At 49.1% G+C, this 15,839-nt stretch carries 13 protein-coding genes; 6 read left to right on the forward strand and 7 right to left on the reverse strand.

Annotated elements, in window-relative coordinates:
- Window positions 1–272 precede the first annotated feature (272 nt).
- From pgl to ACL9RG_RS16610, 5 genes are all read left to right on the forward strand, one after another.
- Window positions 273–1,271, forward strand: coding sequence for a 6-phosphogluconolactonase (gene pgl, locus ACL9RG_RS16590; protein ID WP_422793830.1), 999 nt, complete (start codon window positions 273–275; stop codon window positions 1,269–1,271).
- 377 nt (window positions 1,272–1,648) lie between these two features.
- Complete coding sequence (locus ACL9RG_RS16595) at window positions 1,649–4,093, forward strand: TonB-dependent hemoglobin/transferrin/lactoferrin family receptor (RefSeq protein WP_422793831.1); 2,445 nt, start codon at window positions 1,649–1,651, stop codon at window positions 4,091–4,093.
- Between the two features lie 190 nt (window positions 4,094–4,283).
- Window positions 4,284–4,796 carry a sigma-70 family RNA polymerase sigma factor gene (locus tag ACL9RG_RS16600; RefSeq protein WP_422793738.1) on the forward strand — a complete coding sequence of 171 codons (513 nt, stop codon included), beginning with the start codon at window positions 4,284–4,286 and terminating at the stop codon, window positions 4,794–4,796.
- Window positions 4,793–5,752, forward strand: coding sequence for a FecR domain-containing protein (locus tag ACL9RG_RS16605; RefSeq protein WP_422793739.1), 960 nt, complete (start codon window positions 4,793–4,795; stop codon window positions 5,750–5,752). The genes ACL9RG_RS16600 and ACL9RG_RS16605 overlap by 4 nt, the downstream gene beginning before the upstream one ends.
- 126 nt (window positions 5,753–5,878) lie before the next feature.
- Window positions 5,879–6,718 (forward strand): energy transducer TonB, encoded by an 840-nt coding sequence (locus tag ACL9RG_RS16610; protein WP_422793740.1) that lies wholly within the window; start codon window positions 5,879–5,881, stop codon window positions 6,716–6,718.
- A 455-nt stretch (window positions 6,719–7,173) separates the two neighbouring features.
- Here ACL9RG_RS16610 and ACL9RG_RS16615 read toward each other — a convergent pair whose 3' ends face one another.
- The 5 genes from ACL9RG_RS16615 to ACL9RG_RS16635 all read right to left on the reverse strand — a co-directional run bounded on the left by ACL9RG_RS16615 (window position 7,174) and on the right by ACL9RG_RS16635 (window position 13,800).
- A complete protein-coding gene (locus ACL9RG_RS16615; protein ID WP_422793741.1) occupies window positions 7,174–8,532 on the reverse strand; it encodes an Nramp family divalent metal transporter in 1,359 nt (452 codons plus the stop codon).
- A 405-nt stretch (window positions 8,533–8,937) separates the two neighbouring features.
- Window positions 8,938–10,227 (reverse strand): putative acyl-CoA thioester hydrolase, encoded by a 1,290-nt coding sequence (locus ACL9RG_RS16620; RefSeq protein WP_422793742.1) that lies wholly within the window; start codon window positions 10,225–10,227, stop codon window positions 8,938–8,940.
- Window positions 10,228–10,597: 370 nt separating this feature from the next.
- Window positions 10,598–11,641, reverse strand: a complete 1,044-nt coding sequence (locus ACL9RG_RS16625; RefSeq protein WP_422793743.1) for an NADP-dependent oxidoreductase — start codon at window positions 11,639–11,641, stop codon at window positions 10,598–10,600.
- A gap of 165 nt (window positions 11,642–11,806) precedes the next feature.
- A complete protein-coding gene (locus ACL9RG_RS16630) occupies window positions 11,807–12,586 on the reverse strand; it encodes an ABC transporter substrate-binding protein (protein ID WP_422793745.1) in 780 nt (259 codons plus the stop codon).
- Window positions 12,587–12,645: 59 nt separating this feature from the next.
- Window positions 12,646–13,800 carry a methionine aminotransferase gene (locus ACL9RG_RS16635; protein ID WP_422793746.1) on the reverse strand — a complete coding sequence of 385 codons (1,155 nt, stop codon included), beginning with the start codon at window positions 13,798–13,800 and terminating at the stop codon, window positions 12,646–12,648.
- A gap of 184 nt (window positions 13,801–13,984) precedes the next feature.
- On the opposite strand from ACL9RG_RS16635, the gene ACL9RG_RS16640 reads away from it, so the two are divergent.
- The gene (locus ACL9RG_RS16640; protein ID WP_422793747.1) at window positions 13,985–14,980 is read left to right on the forward strand and encodes a LysR substrate-binding domain-containing protein; all 996 of its coding nucleotides are present in this window, start codon (window positions 13,985–13,987) and stop codon (window positions 14,978–14,980) included.
- 6 nt (window positions 14,981–14,986) lie between these two features.
- Here the strand turns inward: ACL9RG_RS16640 and ACL9RG_RS16645 are convergent, their stop codons facing one another.
- On the reverse strand, window positions 14,987–15,424 hold the full coding sequence (locus ACL9RG_RS16645) for a hypothetical protein (protein WP_422793748.1): 438 nt from the start codon (window positions 15,422–15,424) through the stop codon (window positions 14,987–14,989).
- Window positions 15,421–15,786 carry a tlde1 domain-containing protein gene (locus ACL9RG_RS16650; RefSeq protein ID WP_422793749.1) on the reverse strand — a complete coding sequence of 122 codons (366 nt, stop codon included), beginning with the start codon at window positions 15,784–15,786 and terminating at the stop codon, window positions 15,421–15,423. The genes ACL9RG_RS16645 and ACL9RG_RS16650 overlap by 4 nt, the downstream gene beginning before the upstream one ends.
- Window positions 15,787–15,839 lie beyond the last annotated feature (53 nt).

Here is a 15,839-nt window from a genome sequence, read left to right on the forward strand (position 1 = left end):
TGTTCAAATCAGTTCCAGACTGATCTGTCTCTTCCTTGCCGCCTTGATGCAACTCCAATTATTTAGGGTAAAGACGTTAAGTGATCAGAAAAAGATAAAAGTATGCCGGATGTTACACCCTAAAAGTGGTGGTTAAAACCTCAATACGCTCAGCGGATGGGCTAACCGCACTTAGCATGCTGGGTTATCCTTTCAACCTACGCTATGCTTGGCACAGTGCTTTATCAGACTCAAGGCTTACCCTTGATTCCCGTATTAATTAAGGAGATATGATGAAACAAGTCGTCTATGTTGCCAGCCCTGATAGTCAGCAAATCCATGTATTTACGCTGGGTGCTGACGGCGCGTTGACCGCGCTGCAAGTGGTTGAAGCACCGGGCCAGGTGCAGCCGATGGTGGTGAGCCCCGATGCACGTTACTTGTATGTCGGTGTGCGTCCAGAGTTCGCAGTGGTGAGCTACCAGATTGATAACGAAGGCAAATTGTCTCAAATCGGCAAAGCGTCTCTGCCAGGCAGCCCAACCCATATCTCAACCGATCTGCAAGGACACTTCTTGTTCTCGGCATCCTACAGTTTTAATAACGTCAGCATTCACCCGATTGCTAAAGATGGCGTGGCACAAGAGCCGATTCATGTCCTTGAGAATCTGCAGGCTCCGCACTCGGCCAATATCGACCCAACTAACCAATTGCTGATGATCCCTGCGCTGAAAGAAGACCATATTCGTTTGTATGATTTCAGCCAGAAAGGTGAAGCGACCGAGCATAAAACGCCGTTCTTGCAAACGGTAGCGGGTGCTGGCCCACGTCATATGGCGTTCCACCCTAACCAGCATTTCGCCTACTGCGTCAATGAGCTGGACAGCAGTGTTAATGTGTACCAGAAGGATGTCGCGACCGGTGAATACCGTGAAGTGCAGTCGCTGGACATTATGCCGGCTGATTTCACCGGCACTCGTTGGGCGGCAGACATTCATATCACGCCGAACGGCAAATATCTTTACGCGTGCGACCGTACCGCCAGCCTGCTTTCTATCTTTAGTGTGTCGGCAGACGGTAGTGAGTTGACCCTGGTCGGGCATCACCCAACCCAAACGCAACCGCGTGGTTTCAACATCGACCACAGCGGCCAATATGTCATTACCGCTGGTCAAAAATCCGATGGCATTGAAGTCGCGAAGATTGATCCTGCCAGCGGCAAACTGAGCCAGCTGGCAACCTACCCGGTAGGCAAAGGCCCGATGTGGGTGAGCATTACTGAACTGCGTTAAGGTTACTCTTATCCGCTTTTGAACAGCGCGCTTGATGTTGATATCAAGCGCGCTGTTGTTATAAAAGCAGATGTTATGAAATAGAATGTTATGAAAGCAGATGTTATAAATCTGCGTGCTTTCATTCCCGCTTTGTTTTATCCCGCCATTTAATTTTTATTTTTTTCTCATTCTCTCTGCCCGATTTCTTTTTTCGCGTGACCTACCTGATGACATTTATTTGCATATAGCGATTTGCAGACAGCAAAGACTCAGGGGAAGACATGGCGACAAAAATGCACAGAGGAGCGGGGAGATCATCCGTTTCTATCAATAAAACAACGACAAAATACGCGCCACGCCGCATTGCTTATGCGATTACGCTGGCGATCAGCAGCATGCTGCCAGCGATGGTTATGGCTGAACCCGCGGCGGTAAATGCGGCGACTAAACAGACGTTTTCTATTCCGGCAGGTCAATTGGATACGGCACTCCAGTCCTTAGCGAGCAGCGCCAATGTCATGCTGGTCTTCACGCCGGAGCAGGTGAAAGGGGCTAGCTCCGCTGGTTTACGAGGGACATATAGCGTACAACAGGCGTTTGACAAGCTGCTGGCCGGAAGTGGCCTGCGCGCCGAAAACAACGCTGGCAGCTACTATTTGCTACCTGTTACAGCAGCACCAGCGGCGAAAAATAATAAAAATGCCAAGGGTAATGATGAGTTGCTGGTACCGGAGTTGTCGGTGGTGGGAGGGTTATCTGATAGCGTTTATGCCGGGCGTTCTACCTTAAAAAAAGAAGATGTTGACCGCGTGCAGGCCGATAACGTGGCGGCTTTACTGGACAAACTGCCCGGTGTGAATATGGCGGGGTCGCCAAGGCCGGGCGGGCAAAGCCTGAATATCTGGGGGATGGGACGCACGGAAGATGTCAAAATTGTGCTCGACGGTGCACCGAAAGGTTTTGAGAAATATCGTCAGGGATCGGTGTTTATTGAGCCAGAGCTAATCAAACAAATTGATGTCGATAAAGGCCCGCATAATCTGATGGATGGTAACGGTGGCTTCGGCGGCACGATTAATATTCAAACCAAAGATGCCGGAGATTTGCTGAAACCTGGGGAAAACCTTGGCGGCATGCTCAAGTACGGTTATCACACCAACGACAAGCAAGGTATCTACAGCGGGGCGTTATATGGCCGTACCGAAGATGGCTCAGCGGACGGCTTGCTGTATGTGAATAAGCGCGATGGCGGCAATATTAAACGCCCGGACGGCACGCGCTTCCTCTATTCCAAAAATGACCAAGCGACGTACCTGTTAAAAACCAATCTCTATTTTAACGATTCGCAAACCTTAACTCTGGCTGCAATGCGCTCTGATTCATCCGGCTGGCAGCCTTTTGCGGCTAAACGCGATGAAATGGCAGTACCGAGTCAGGCCGATATTAATAAATATGGTTGGGATGAAGCCTGGCGTCGTCTGTTGGTCTATCGCGACCAGACCGATGAAAACTATTCGATTAAATGGAATATTGCGCCTGCCGATAAACCTTGGCTGGATTTGACCGTTTCTTATGCCAACTCAAAAACCAAACAGCATGATGAGCGCTCGCCACTGGCCTCTACCGCCAGCTATTTAGGGTCACTGGGTAATGAAAGTTGGGTGACTTACACCGACAACCAAATTGATATCAACAATAAGAGCCGCTTTAGTACCGGCCCGTTGGATCATAAAGTGACGGTTGGCGTGCGCTGGCATGAAAACAAGCGCGATACGCTGATGTACTATCCGATTCAGAAAAAAAATCCAAGCTATAACTACGGCTATTTCCAGCCTTATTACATGCCTGCCGGTAAAGCGGAGACCCGCAGTTTGTATCTGGAAGATGCGGTCACTTACGGTTCGTTAACCGTGACGCCTGGCGTGCGTTATGACCGGGTAACGAACACCGGCCAGCCTAACGTGGCGCCGCGCTTTAACGATCCTGACCCGTTAGCCGGGCATGATTACAGTAGCGTGACCTACCAAGGTTTTTCCCCGCATTTAGGCGCGATTTGGCAGGCAACGCCGCATGTATCATTGTTTGCTGATGTCAGCCGTACCTGGCGCGCACCGGTCATCGATGAGCAGTACGAAGTGCAATCGATAGCATCGAATGTACCTGGCACTAGCCGAGACTTGAAGAAAGAGACGATTGATGGCGTTCGTCTTGGGGCCATCTGGGATTACAACAACTTGATGCAGGATCAGGACAGTTTGCAAGTTCGCACCACGCTATTCCGTAACCGCGGCAAGAATGAAATTTTCTACCGTCGCGGTGTGCTGTGTGAGAGCAAAACCTGTAACGCGCCGCTATCGAATTACCGCAACTTGCCGGGCTACACCATTCAGGGGATGGAAATCGAATCCTTCTATGATAGCCAAAACGTATTCGGCAGCCTCTCTTATTCCACCATGCGCGGTCAGCGTGATACTTCACCGCGTGACCCTTGGTCTGGTAAAACCTGGATTGCAGAAATTCCCCCAACCACGGCACATGCCATGCTAGGCGTGAAAGTACCGCGCTGGGAGATGAAACTGGGCTGGACCGGTGATTTTGTGCGTAAGCAAGATAGAGAGCCAACTCAGGGCGATCCAATGGCCATATTCTGGGCACTGCCGACTACCAAGGGCTATGTATTACAAGGTTTATTCGCCAGTTGGCAGCCAAGCCAGTTGCCGGGCTTTGAAGCTCGCGTCACAGTCGATAACCTGTTTAACACCAATTACTATCCGTATCTTGGCGAAGCCGTATCTGGCGTAGGTCGCGATTTCAAATTCAGCATCATGCAACGTTTTTAATTTCACTTTTTTTCTTTATGGCCGCGTTATGCGGCCATATGGTTATCTTTAAAAAGACTTCATTTTCAATAAAATATCTTGCCCGCAGTTCTTCTTTCCAAGAATTATCTTAGCTCATCTTGACATACAAATTTTAAAGTAAAATAATAATTATTATCATTTGCATTACGAAATCTTGAGGTCGTGTGTCATGACGAGGAAAGTCGTCGCCGGTGCGAGCGGTCTTACTGGACAGCTCTATTTTGATCACCACAGGTGGCTATGCCATTGGTTAGTGCAAAAAGTTGGCTGTCCCCGTCATGCTGAAGATCTGGCACAAGATACGTTCTTAAGTATTTTGATCAATTCTGACCCGGCATCTATTCGTCAGCCGCGCCCATTTTTAGCAACGGTGGCACGGCGGCTGGTGGCTAATCACTATCGCCGCAGAACGATTGAAGAAGCTTATTTGGATGCGCTGCGCCTGTTGCCTGAAGCCGAGACACCTTCACCAGAAGTTCGCCTGTTGACAATCGAGTTGCTTGAGCAGCTTGATACCACGCTGGATGGATTGCCTGCGCCAGTACGCGAAGCCTTTTTGCTGGCACATCTGCAGGGCATGCGTTATTGCGATATTGCCGATCGTTTGCGGGTGTCTACCAGTTCGGTGAAACAATATTTGCAGCGTGCCAACCTGCAATGCTTTTTCGCGCTGGCCTCATGAATCCTCGCGAGTCTTTTCCGCATAATAATCTGGGTATTGATGCCGATAGTGCTCATGCTGCCGCTACCTGGCTGACGTTATTAATGTCAGAAGAGGTGACTGAACATGAAAAAGTTGAGTGGCAGCGCTGGCGTCGAGCCAAGCCAGAACATGAGCGTGCCTGGCAGCATATCGAATCGTTATCGAGCCGTTTTAGTCAGCTTGATGGCTCGCTGGCGCATCAAAGTTTAAGCAAATTGCAAAACCCTAAACGGCGACATGCACTGAAGATTTTAGCCCTGTTAGGGGTAGGCGGGGCGACAGGTGTTGGCATTTTTGGCACGCCGACTGCCCGTGCGGATTATCGAACGGCGATAGGGGAGAGAAAAACTATTACGCTGAGTGACGGCACAGTTGTCACCCTTAACACCCAAAGTGCGTTAAATGTAACGCAAAATGATAATCGCCATCAGCTGCACTTACTTAATGGTGAAATGATGGTGACAACGGGGCGGCAGAGAGCAGCAAGTACCTTGCTGAATGTCGGACTCACGCAGGGTGATGTTTCCACCCTCGGTGCGCAGTTTAGTATTCGCCTGCGTGATACTTATAGCGATGTGGCGGTGTATCAGGGAGACGTTAAATTACGTCCGGCGATATCTCAACATATCATTCCCTTACGTGCCGGGCATGGCGTGAAATTTTCTACCAGCGGTAGCAGCAATCTGCATTCAGTATCCACTGAACCGGGTTGGTTGCGCGGGTTGCTATTGGCTAACAATCAACGCCTGGACGATTTTTTGCAGGAGTTGGGGCGCTATCGCGCCGGTGTGATCCGCTGTGACTCGCGAGTGGCTAATCTGCGGCTTTCTGGCGTGTTCCCTCTGTCTGACACTGATAAGATCCTTGCGTCATTAACAGCCGTTCTTCCTGTCAGAATTAACTACTTCTCCCGCTACTTTGTTAGCGTAAGTTGAAGATACTCCATCTAAATACCCACATTTAGCGATGTATTATGCTGTTTTTTTCTCATTACTGCCCGATGTCAGGCCGTGATGTGACCTCTCTATTATTGCCAGTGAAAGCGTAGCGGTTGTTTAATAATGAAAAGAATGCCTGCCATTTCTTATGCCCCAAATCCGTTTTTCTCGCCCGTTGCGGCGAATAAAAACAGATTGCGCTGGGGGGCGTGCGCGCTGATCGCACTGTTTATCCATGGAATGCTGTTTGTCTGGTTATGTTATCGCCGTAGCGAACATGTGCCGCATTTTGACGTGCCGCCTCCTGCCTTGATGATTGTGATGGCAAATACTGAGCAATCAGTTCAGCAGCAGCAAAAACTGCCGCCGGGACCGCAACAGAGTATGTCCATGCCACAGCAGCAGGCCGAACCAGAAACACAGAATTTGCCACATGTTGAGCAGGCTAAGTCTGGCACCTTAGCGCGTGTCGAGCCTAAACATCGGCTATCTGAGCACGTCAAACCTACGCGGGCAAAACCAAAACCACAGCCGGTGACTGAGAGTAAATTGCCGCCATCTGACACGCCACCGGCTCCGGCGACTAGCGCGCCGCCGCCGCTGCCCGGCAAACAAATTGCCGCGCCACAAAACAGCGACAGCCAGGCTGCAATTAACGACAGGATGAACTGGAGCAGTTTATTACTGGGTCATCTCAGTCGCTACAAACGTTATCCGGCTTCCGCCGCCCACCAACAGCGTCAAGGCGTGGTCTATATTCGCGTCACACTCGATCGGCAAGGCAATGTAAAATCAGTACAAATGACCCGCAGCAGCGACACCGTTGCTCTTGATAATGAAGCGATACAGCTGCCACAGCGCGCCAGCCCCGTGCCGCCGCCGCCAGACACACTCTCTGTGGGACAGCCACAAATTACCGTCACCATCCCGATCCGCTTCGACCTGCGCGAAGCCCGCCATTAAAAGAAAAGAGATATTCTGAATTGAAAACGACATAGGCTAAAAAGGCGCACATGCAACCCAGCAATTGACCTAGAACTTGACCTGGCCGTTGCCCTTAAACAGCGCATCTTGTCGGCCAAGAGAGTGGCTTTGTTCAGGGGAAAGCAGCCAGGACGGCTGCTTTAGGCTGAGTCGGGAAGGGACGCCCGTCTCAGCCGACCCGTTGGACCAAAGACATGAACGCGGGCAGTCGCGCAGCGGCCCGACAAGCTAAGCGCAGGCGCGGGATGCAAGGGTTTTCGCCCTAAAACCCTTGCCGGTCGCGTTCGGCAGCGCGCATATATAGCACCTTAGTAGTAAGCGACCGAACCTGCGCAATCCTTTCAGATTAGTGTCCCTAGATGACTCTCGCTATGAGTCATTCCATAGCGAGTTTTATGGTCTTAAATGACTCCCGCTATGAGTCATTCCATAGCCTAAAACAGTGGTGCTAACGTTGCCCATATCAATTGAATATTCAGCACGACCAGCGCTACCGTTGAGATCCAGCCTAAAATCATGGTGATTTTACCGTTGACGAACTCCCCCATCATTTTCTTGCTGGAGGTGATGAGCAGCAGCGGCACCATAGAAATAGGCAGAGCAAGGCTTAAAAATACCTGGGTATAAACCAGCAGTTTTTCAACCACATCGCCTTTGCTTCCCCAGATATAAATACAGATAACTACCGGGATGATCGCCAGCAGGCGGGTGGCGATACGTCTGACCCACATCGGTACTTTCATATGTACAAAGCCTTCCATCACGATTTGCCCGGTTAGGGTGCCCGTAATAGTGGCATTTTGTCCTGAGGCCAACAGCGCGACGGCAAACAGCGTTGCCAACAAGGAACTGGCAATCGGCCCAACGATACTTTCGTTTTTGAGCGCATCATAGAGTTGGGCGAAACGTCCCAAATCATCAGGGTTGTGGCCGAAGAATAGCGCGGCACCCAGAACCAATAACAAGCAGTTGATGATGAAAGAGAAGCCCAACTGGAGATTGGAGTCGATAGTGGCAAACTTAATCGCCTCTTTCAGCGATTTCCTATCATTACGGTCATAACGTCGGGTTTGCACGATAGAGGAGTGCAGATATAAGTTATGCGGCATCACAGTTGCACCGACAATACCCAGTCCAATTAACAGAGCGGAATCTTGCCCGGTTATTTGTGCGGTGAAAATATCAGACTTAGGAATGAATCCGCCGAGAATGGATGACATTGAAGGATCGGCCAATATCACTTCATAACCGAAGATCACAAAGATGGTCAAAATGAGCGTGAAAACAAAAGCCTCTATTTTTCTAAATCCGCCCATCATTAATGCAAGTAGCAATAACACGTCTAAAACAGTAATAATCACGCCGAGCATCAGCGGGATATTAAATAATAGGTTTAATGCGATGGCGCTACCGATCACCTCGGCAATTTCTGTCGCCATAATAGCCAACTCGGTGGTTAACCACAGAGCAACAGATAATTTTCTGCCCGTTTTGAGCTTGGTAGCCTGCGCTAAATCTAATCCGGTCACAATCCCCAATTTGGCACACATCGCTTGTAGCAACATCGCAATCAGGCTGGAAATTAAAATCACTGACAACAACAGATAAGAATATAGCGCGCCGCCTTGAATGGAGGTAATCCAGTTACCTGGGTCCATATAACCCACAGCAACCAGTGCGCCGGGGCCAGAATAGGCGAAGAGTTTTTTAAGGAATGAAGCATTCTTCTGCGGAACAGGGACGGTGTTATTGATTTCTTCCAGACTAGCGCTGGGTATCGAATGAAGTTTCATAAACAGTAGAACCTGGTAGGGTAAGGGTTAATTGATGATAACAATAATCATTATCATTTGGAAAGTGCTTATGATAATAAAAAAAATACTACGCAAGCCGCTGTTTATTCGTGAGTTTATATCTTTATTTGTAACGGTGTGCTAACTGGGCTTATCAACCCGTACTAACACTAATACAGTAAAGAGCATACAAAAGAAAGGGGATGCCGGCTGTTAATTCATCAGCGTTTAAGTTTCGTTTTTATTACTAGAGATAATTCGATATTGCTATGAGGCTCCGCGGTTGTGGGCTGTTTATTTCCTCAACTGCAGTCTCTGCTGCTATCCCATTCCAGACTAAATATCTGGAATGGGAAGGGGGGAACTACTGAGCAGGATGCTCAGTAGTGCGTCTTACCTGTAAAATTATTTCTCACCGGTAAAGACGTTGTTGTATTGCCACAGACGGTTAAAGTTAGCGTCGTTCAGGTCACGATTTACGCCGATATTGCCGCTAAACGGACGATCGGAGAACGCGGCGTTGCCCCATGGATGCAGCAAGTTGTAGCTGCTGCCATCAATTTGGCTATCGCGGATCACTAACTGGCTGTTAGCGGTTTGGTTGGCAACGTAGCCGTCTTTATCAACGCCCGCATCCCACGCACGGCCCAGCTGTGCTTTATTCGCATCTTTGTCTGTAAAGCCTTTATCCGCGGTCAGGTTGCTGTTAATAACCAAGAAACCGTAAGGAACATTGGATGGCGTGTTTGGTGCGAAAATAGAGGCTTGTTTCACGCCACGGCTAGAAATAGTGTGGAACTCAACGTGATCAAACACCGCATCAGCTTTACCAAATACGTAATCCACATCACCTTCAATCAGGCTGTTATGCACGTACACACGGCTATAACGGTTGGTTACCGGAGTATTGCTGGCATCGGCAGTGTTAAGCATCAACGTATTTTGACGACCAATAACGTGGACATTTTCTAATACCGCGCGATCGCCATCAGTGCGCAGCGCAACGGCGGAATGATCGCCAGCATCAACGCTATCTTGCAAGCTATTTGCAATAGTCAGGTTCTCGAGCTGCAAATCGTTAGATTGTGACCACACGGTGGCGCTGCAATCTGTGCCGATGGTATCGCTGTTTTGCTTCGCACAGAGATTAAACATATACCAAGCGCGGTCGCCCGGTAAGAATTGACCATTTTGGCTGATAGCGTTGCGGTAAGCCGCTGGTGTAGTCGCTGCTTCCAGGCCGGCTTGCAGTACAACCTGGTCTGGCGTATCGCCTGTACCGGACAGTGTCACCGGCGGCGTGCCTGCCGGAATGTAAACGGCATCGTTATAAGTACCAGGCAGGATCTTGATGAAGATGCGATCGCCATGGTTATGTTTACGCAATGCAGCATTAAGCGCTTGTTGCACGCTGGTATACATCGCACCCGGCGTACCTTTTGGGCCAACAATATATTGTGCTTGTTTATCCCCGGCCTTCTCTAAACTTGGATACCAGCTTTGCTGGGACGGGCCACCGAAGGCAAAATAGGTTTTCTCGGTGTAGTGAGCGGCTTCATCGGTAGTTAAAACAGGTAATGCCGCAGTCCCCGGCGCAACCTGGCTAGAAACGCCAACGTTGCTATGACTACAAGCGGCTAACACCAGCGTGGCGGACAACATGGCGCAGGCTCGCGACAGGGTCGAAATTTTCACAGGATTGTGTCTCCTTGATTAAGGTTTTTTCAGATTTTCTACGCGGATCGGGGAAGGTAAGCCACTCACAGACACGCACTCAATGCATTAGGTCGTAGATAATAGGTAATTGGCGCGAAAAGCACAAAAAAAGTGGTCAGAAAGACTGACCACGATGCGTATCGATGATAACGCTGGCTCACTCTTTTGGCCCAAAAGCGCTAGCGTTTTATCATGAAAATTGGCAGGACTCACGTTGTTAACTGTTTTAAGTTGCTAACTATTACGCATGGCCGAGCGTTTATGTTGCTAACTGTGTAACCGAGTAAGAGAGATTTTCTTCTATAGGATCTCGGCCATTTATTTATTCATCACTGAGAAAAATGTGGGGTTAATCCTGGTCGTTGCCGACTCGAACCACTAACTTGCCAAAGTTTTTCCCTTCCAGCAGCCCGATAAACGCCTGCGGGGCATTTTCTAGCCCATCGACAATATCTTCGCGGAATTTGATCTTATCAGCGGCAAACCATTCCCCCATTTGTTGAGCAAATTCAGAATAGCGGTGGGCATAATCAAGACTAATAATAAAGCCTTGCATACGAATACGTTTTCTTAGCAAGGTGGCGGCCAGCAGCGGCAGGCGATCTTCCCCTTGCGGCAGGCTGGTGGCGTTATAGCGTGATATCAACCCACATACTGGGATTCTGGCTTTGGTATTGAGTAGCGGCAGTACTGCGTCAAACACTGCGCCGCCGACGTTCTCAAAATAGACATCAATGCCATCCGGGCAGGCGTGTTTTAACTGCTCAGCAAGCAAGCCATTGTGATGATCTAAACAACGGTCAAAACCAAAGTGTTCTACGGCATAGCGACATTTATCTGGCCCTCCGGCAATACCAATCACCTTACAGCCTTTGATTTTAGCTATTTGACCCACCAGTGAGCCCACCGGGCCGGTTGCCGCGGCGACGACTACCGTTTCCCCAGCTTTGGGCTGGCCGATATCCAGCAACCCCATAAAAGCAGTAAAACCGGGCATACCAAGGACACCCAATCCTAATGAAGGATGCTTTAAAGCTTCCCCCTGTAATTTTTGTACATTCCTCGCATCCACCGCTGAATAGTCTTGCCAGCCGGTACTAGCGACTACCCAATCCCCTGGTTTGAAATCAGCATGTTGCGATTCCACAACTTTGGATACGGCACCACCGGTCATGACCTCTCCTAATTCTACTGGGGCAGAGTAAGAAGGGGCGTCGCTCATCCGCCCACGCATATAAGGGTCTAGCGACAGGTAGACGGTGCGTAGCAATAATTGCCCGTCCGATGCTTTGGGAAGCGCTGTGGTTTCTAAGCGAAAGTTTTCTGTCGTCGGTGCACCATGTGGGCGAGAGGCTAATAACTGGCGACGATTGTGGCTGGTATTTTGAGGCATGTTAGCTCCTTAACATTATCGAACGATTTTGGCAGATCGTCAGGGTCAATCGATAAGTATAGGCTGCTAATCAATAGTGCAAAGGAACACAATGAGCGAAGGAAAGTTAAATATTTACTATTAATAGATTGCCCGCTGTCTATGTTGACCAGCGGGCTGGGCGTATTATTTGACTGAAACGTCAATATCACCGAAATACTTTTTGGCCAACTGCTTGATAAGGCCCTCTTGTTTCACTTTAGCAATGGCAGCATTGAGCTTCTCAGCGGTGGCGGTGTCACCTTTGCGTAGGCCGTAAGCGATGCCGCTGCCGAGAATTTTGTCATCATGTACTGCGTCGCCAACAAACTGATAATCTTTGCCATCAGGACGGGCAAGGAAGCCGGTTTGGCCTGCTGGCGCTAACACCAGAGTTCCGTCCAGACGCCCGGAAGACAAGTCGAGATAAACCTGGTTCTGATCCTGATAAGACACCACATCTACGCCCTTAGGTGCCCAGTGCGCCATCGCGAAAGCTTCTTGAATTGAACCTTGCAATACGCCGATATGCTTGCCTTTCAGACTGTCTACTGTCGGCAACAAACCTGAGCCTTTTTTAGCAATCAGCTTGGTCGGCACACGGTAAATGACATCGGTAAAATCAATGGCCTGACGGCGTTTTTCGGTAACGTTCATTGCCGAGTTGATCGCATCAAACTTACGTGACTCCAGCGCTGGGATCAGGCCATCAAATGAGGTTTCTACCCATTGGCATTTGAGGCTAGCGGCGGCACAAATGGCATTACCAACATCAATATCAAAGCCTTGCAGCTGGCCTTGAGCATTTTTAGATTCAAAAGGTGGATACTGCGCTTCCAGACCGTATTTCAGCGTGGCGCTATCGGCCAACGTGGAGAAAGAGGCGAAGGCACAGCCGAGTAGCAACATCGTTTTTAATTTATTCATCGTAAACACTCCTGAAGAGGATAAGCGCGAAGCACTGTTGCCCGATAGGGACAACGAGATTAAACCCGGCACAGACGACGAGCGCCTTCGTACAGAGTGTCATTATCTTTGGCAAAACTTAGACGAATCAGACCGGTTGGCTGGTTATTGCTATAAAAAGCCGATAACGGAATGGTGGCGATTTTATGGTCACGAATTAGGCTAAGGACGAAATCATCATCGCTTAACTCACTAAAGTGACTAAAGCGTGCCAGCATAAAGAAGCTGCCACGGCTTGGCAGTAGCTCAAAGCGAGATTCGCTTAACGCATTAGCCAGTAAATCACGTTTTTGTTGGTAAAAATCGGCCAGATGCAAATAGCTATTGGGATCTGCTAAGGCTTCAGTAAAGGCCAGTTGCATCGGTGTATCAGCTGAGAACACCATAAACTGATGTACCTTGCGAATTTCATCCATCAGCTCGGCTGGTGCCAGGCAATATCCAACACGCCAGCCGGTGACGTGATAGGTCTTGCCAAAGGAAGAAACTATCACGCTACGTTCTGCCAGCGCAGGATGACAGGCCATGCTGTGGTGGCGTTCACCATCAAAGACCACGTGTTCGTATACTTCATCCGATAAAATCACGATATCGGTATTAGCGGTCAGCGCGGTCAGGCGCTCGATATCGTGATCGGTGAAAATCGCGCCGGTTGGATTGTGCGGACTATTAATGATGATCATCCGCGTACGGCTGTTAATGCAGCTCGCGACCTCGTCCCAATCGATGCTGAAATCTTCAAGTGACAGCGCAATCGCCACCGGCGTTGCGCCTTGCAGGCGAACGATGGGCGCGTAACTATCAAAAGATGGCTCAAAGTAGATAACCTCATCGCCGGGATGAACTAATGCGCTAATGGCCGAATAAAGCCCTTCGCTGGCGCTGGCAATCACGGTGATTTCGCTATCAGCGTCATATTTTCCGCCGTACAGGGTTTCAACCTTGCTGGCTAATGCATGACGCAATGATGCTACGCCGCTCATTGGTGCATATTGGTTATGACCAGCTTGCATAGCACGCGTTACCGCATCGACTAATGACGGTTGGCACGAGAAATTCGGTGCGCCTTGCGAAAGGTTGAGCGCATTATGCTCAGCACTGAGCTGGCCGATGACGCTAAAAATAGTGGTTCCGACATCGGGTAATTTCGATTGTGGCGACATGGCGCTTTTCATCACAGACTCCAGAAAACAGGCCGATGGCCAAAAATAGGCAGTGACCGCACGCCGGGCGATACGAATGTCACAAGAAGGTAATATGGGTGATTAAGCATCACTTTTATTGTGCTCACAATAGAAAGTTTGTCATACTTGCCATGATCTCAGGTAATGGCTGAGATAACCTATTTTTGCCGGAGCGATGACATTGCCAAGTGCCTCTTTATCTAACGAACGTGCGGCGTTGGCCGCATTAAATCAGCTATCGCTCAATTTGCTGAAAACCTTTGTGGTGGTGGCGCAAACTCTGAATCTGACGCATGCCGCGGCGTTATTACACATTACGCAAGGCGCGGTCAGCCGCCAGATAGCTGGTCTTGAAGAGCAATTAGGTTATCCCCTGTTTTTACGCCAAGCGCGTGGCTTAATGCTTACACCGCGTGGTGCACAGCTTTTGCCGCCAATTCAACGGGCGATGGAGCAAATGGCCGATGCTCTTAAACGCGCGGCATCCAACCCAGAAACGTTGCGGATCAAGTGTCCAACTTGTTCCATGCGTTGGCTGCTGCCGCGGGTGATTCAATTACAAAACGAGCGCCCGGATATTCAGATTGAATTAACGGCATCGATACAAAATGGCGCTGATTTGGAGCGTGAACACTTTGATGCTGCGGTGGTCTTTGCCGAGAAGAATGACAGCTACAAGCGCTCGCAACATCTGTTTGATGAGGTGCTAACGCCAGTTTGTGCACCAACATTAGCCGGGATGGGCGGGGGACATATCGTGGTAGATGATTTGCATGCTCAAACGTTACTGCATCCAACCCGCGATCGTCGCGATTGGATATTGTGGCTACGTGAATCCGGTGTACTGGAGCTACCCTCGAGCAAATCGCAGCATTTTGACACGCTGGAACAGGCGATGAACTCAGCGTTGCAAGGCTATGGTATTGCGATAGGCGATTTAACGTTAATAGAAGATGATCTTAATGCCCGTCGGGTCATCACCCCGTTTAGCCTGTGTGTCACCAGCGGAGCATCCTACCAACTGCTGGCTCCGAAAAACCCGGCACCGGCATTACAAACCGTGCTTGATTACCTCAACGAACAGGCACGCCTCAGCCGAGAAAGGCTAGAAACCCTTGCCAGCACCAGCCATCGCATCGTGCCGGACAGCCGGTTAATCAAGTCCAACTAACTCAGATTAAAACTCTCTTTGCACGATAATCTGGCCGTTAAAATCAATAGAACATTCATCGTCATTAACAATGGCAGAGCCGATAAAAATATTATGTTTCCCGTGAATATTCTCATAGGTGTATTTGATAACGAGATTTCGGGGGTTGCCATCAGAAAATATCTCTCGATAGTCTTTTAAACTTAGCCAGCTGTCTTTTGCTTCTGCTTTGGATTTTTCTGCCAGATAATTTGAATAAACTGGAGTTAATAATGTATTTTCAAGTAATTCCAATTTTGTTTTACTTTCGAGGATATCCGCTTTTTTTATCCCCATAGACTCAACCATAAAGTTAAAGACCGGGATCTCAACCGATGAGCCAACCACGACGCAGGGATTAGGTTCAACAGCATAAGTAGCCGAGCAGAAAAAATATCCGGCAAGGATAAGTTGTTTTAATTTCATCTGACAATTAACTCCCTGTCTCCACTCTCCCATATTTTTACTCTAGGTTTTTTGTTTGCGATAATGCAGCCTTGAGAGGCGGTACCAGGATCTCTGATACTATCCCCATGAATTCTGAAACTGTCACGATTACACATAGTCGCAACATTTAAGGGGGTTAGTGGTAACGAATATGGCCCTGTGCTGCCAATATCTGTTGGCGGTTCGATTCTATATCTGCCACGTGGTAGCGGCCCTTTGTTCTTTACGCACTCAAATTTTGGATCGTTTTTATAATTTACCGCACCAGCATACTCGGCGGTAAATTGATACTCCCCATTTAGATAGAACTTCGCAGTCGTTACTTCATAAGTCCATGACATAAGCTACTCCATGATTTATACCCGTCATATTTCAAGTTGCAGAGAGGGCTCTC

The sequence above is a fragment of the Rouxiella sp. Mn2063 genome, assembly GCF_049319665.1.
Classification (GTDB): Bacteria; Pseudomonadota; Gammaproteobacteria; order Enterobacterales; family Enterobacteriaceae; genus JBMOUD01.

What these genes read in the sequence shown, in the direction of transcription:
- pgl (WP_422793830.1), top strand. Translation starts at nt 273, where the DNA reads ATGAAACAAGTCGTCTATGTTGCCAGCCCTGATAGTCAGCAAATCCAT.
- ACL9RG_RS16595 (WP_422793831.1), top strand. Translation starts at nt 1,649, where the DNA reads ATGCTGCCAGCGATGGTTATGGCTGAACCCGCGGCGGTAAATGCGGCG.
- ACL9RG_RS16600 (WP_422793738.1), top strand. Translation starts at nt 4,284, where the DNA reads ATGACGAGGAAAGTCGTCGCCGGTGCGAGCGGTCTTACTGGACAGCTC.
- ACL9RG_RS16605 (WP_422793739.1), top strand. Translation starts at nt 4,793, where the DNA reads ATGAATCCTCGCGAGTCTTTTCCGCATAATAATCTGGGTATTGATGCC.
- ACL9RG_RS16610 (WP_422793740.1), top strand. Translation starts at nt 5,879, where the DNA reads ATGAAAAGAATGCCTGCCATTTCTTATGCCCCAAATCCGTTTTTCTCG.
- ACL9RG_RS16615 (WP_422793741.1), bottom strand. Translation starts at nt 8,532, where the DNA reads ATGAAACTTCATTCGATACCCAGCGCTAGTCTGGAAGAAATCAATAAC.
- ACL9RG_RS16625 (WP_422793743.1), bottom strand. Translation starts at nt 11,641, where the DNA reads ATGCCTCAAAATACCAGCCACAATCGTCGCCAGTTATTAGCCTCTCGC.
- ACL9RG_RS16630 (WP_422793745.1), bottom strand. Translation starts at nt 12,586, where the DNA reads ATGAATAAATTAAAAACGATGTTGCTACTCGGCTGTGCCTTCGCCTCT.
- ACL9RG_RS16635 (WP_422793746.1), bottom strand. Translation starts at nt 13,800, where the DNA reads ATGAAAAGCGCCATGTCGCCACAATCGAAATTACCCGATGTCGGAACC.
- ACL9RG_RS16640 (WP_422793747.1), top strand. Translation starts at nt 13,985, where the DNA reads ATGACATTGCCAAGTGCCTCTTTATCTAACGAACGTGCGGCGTTGGCC.
- ACL9RG_RS16645 (WP_422793748.1), bottom strand. Translation starts at nt 15,424, where the DNA reads ATGAAATTAAAACAACTTATCCTTGCCGGATATTTTTTCTGCTCGGCT.
- ACL9RG_RS16650 (WP_422793749.1), bottom strand. Translation starts at nt 15,786, where the DNA reads ATGTCATGGACTTATGAAGTAACGACTGCGAAGTTCTATCTAAATGGG.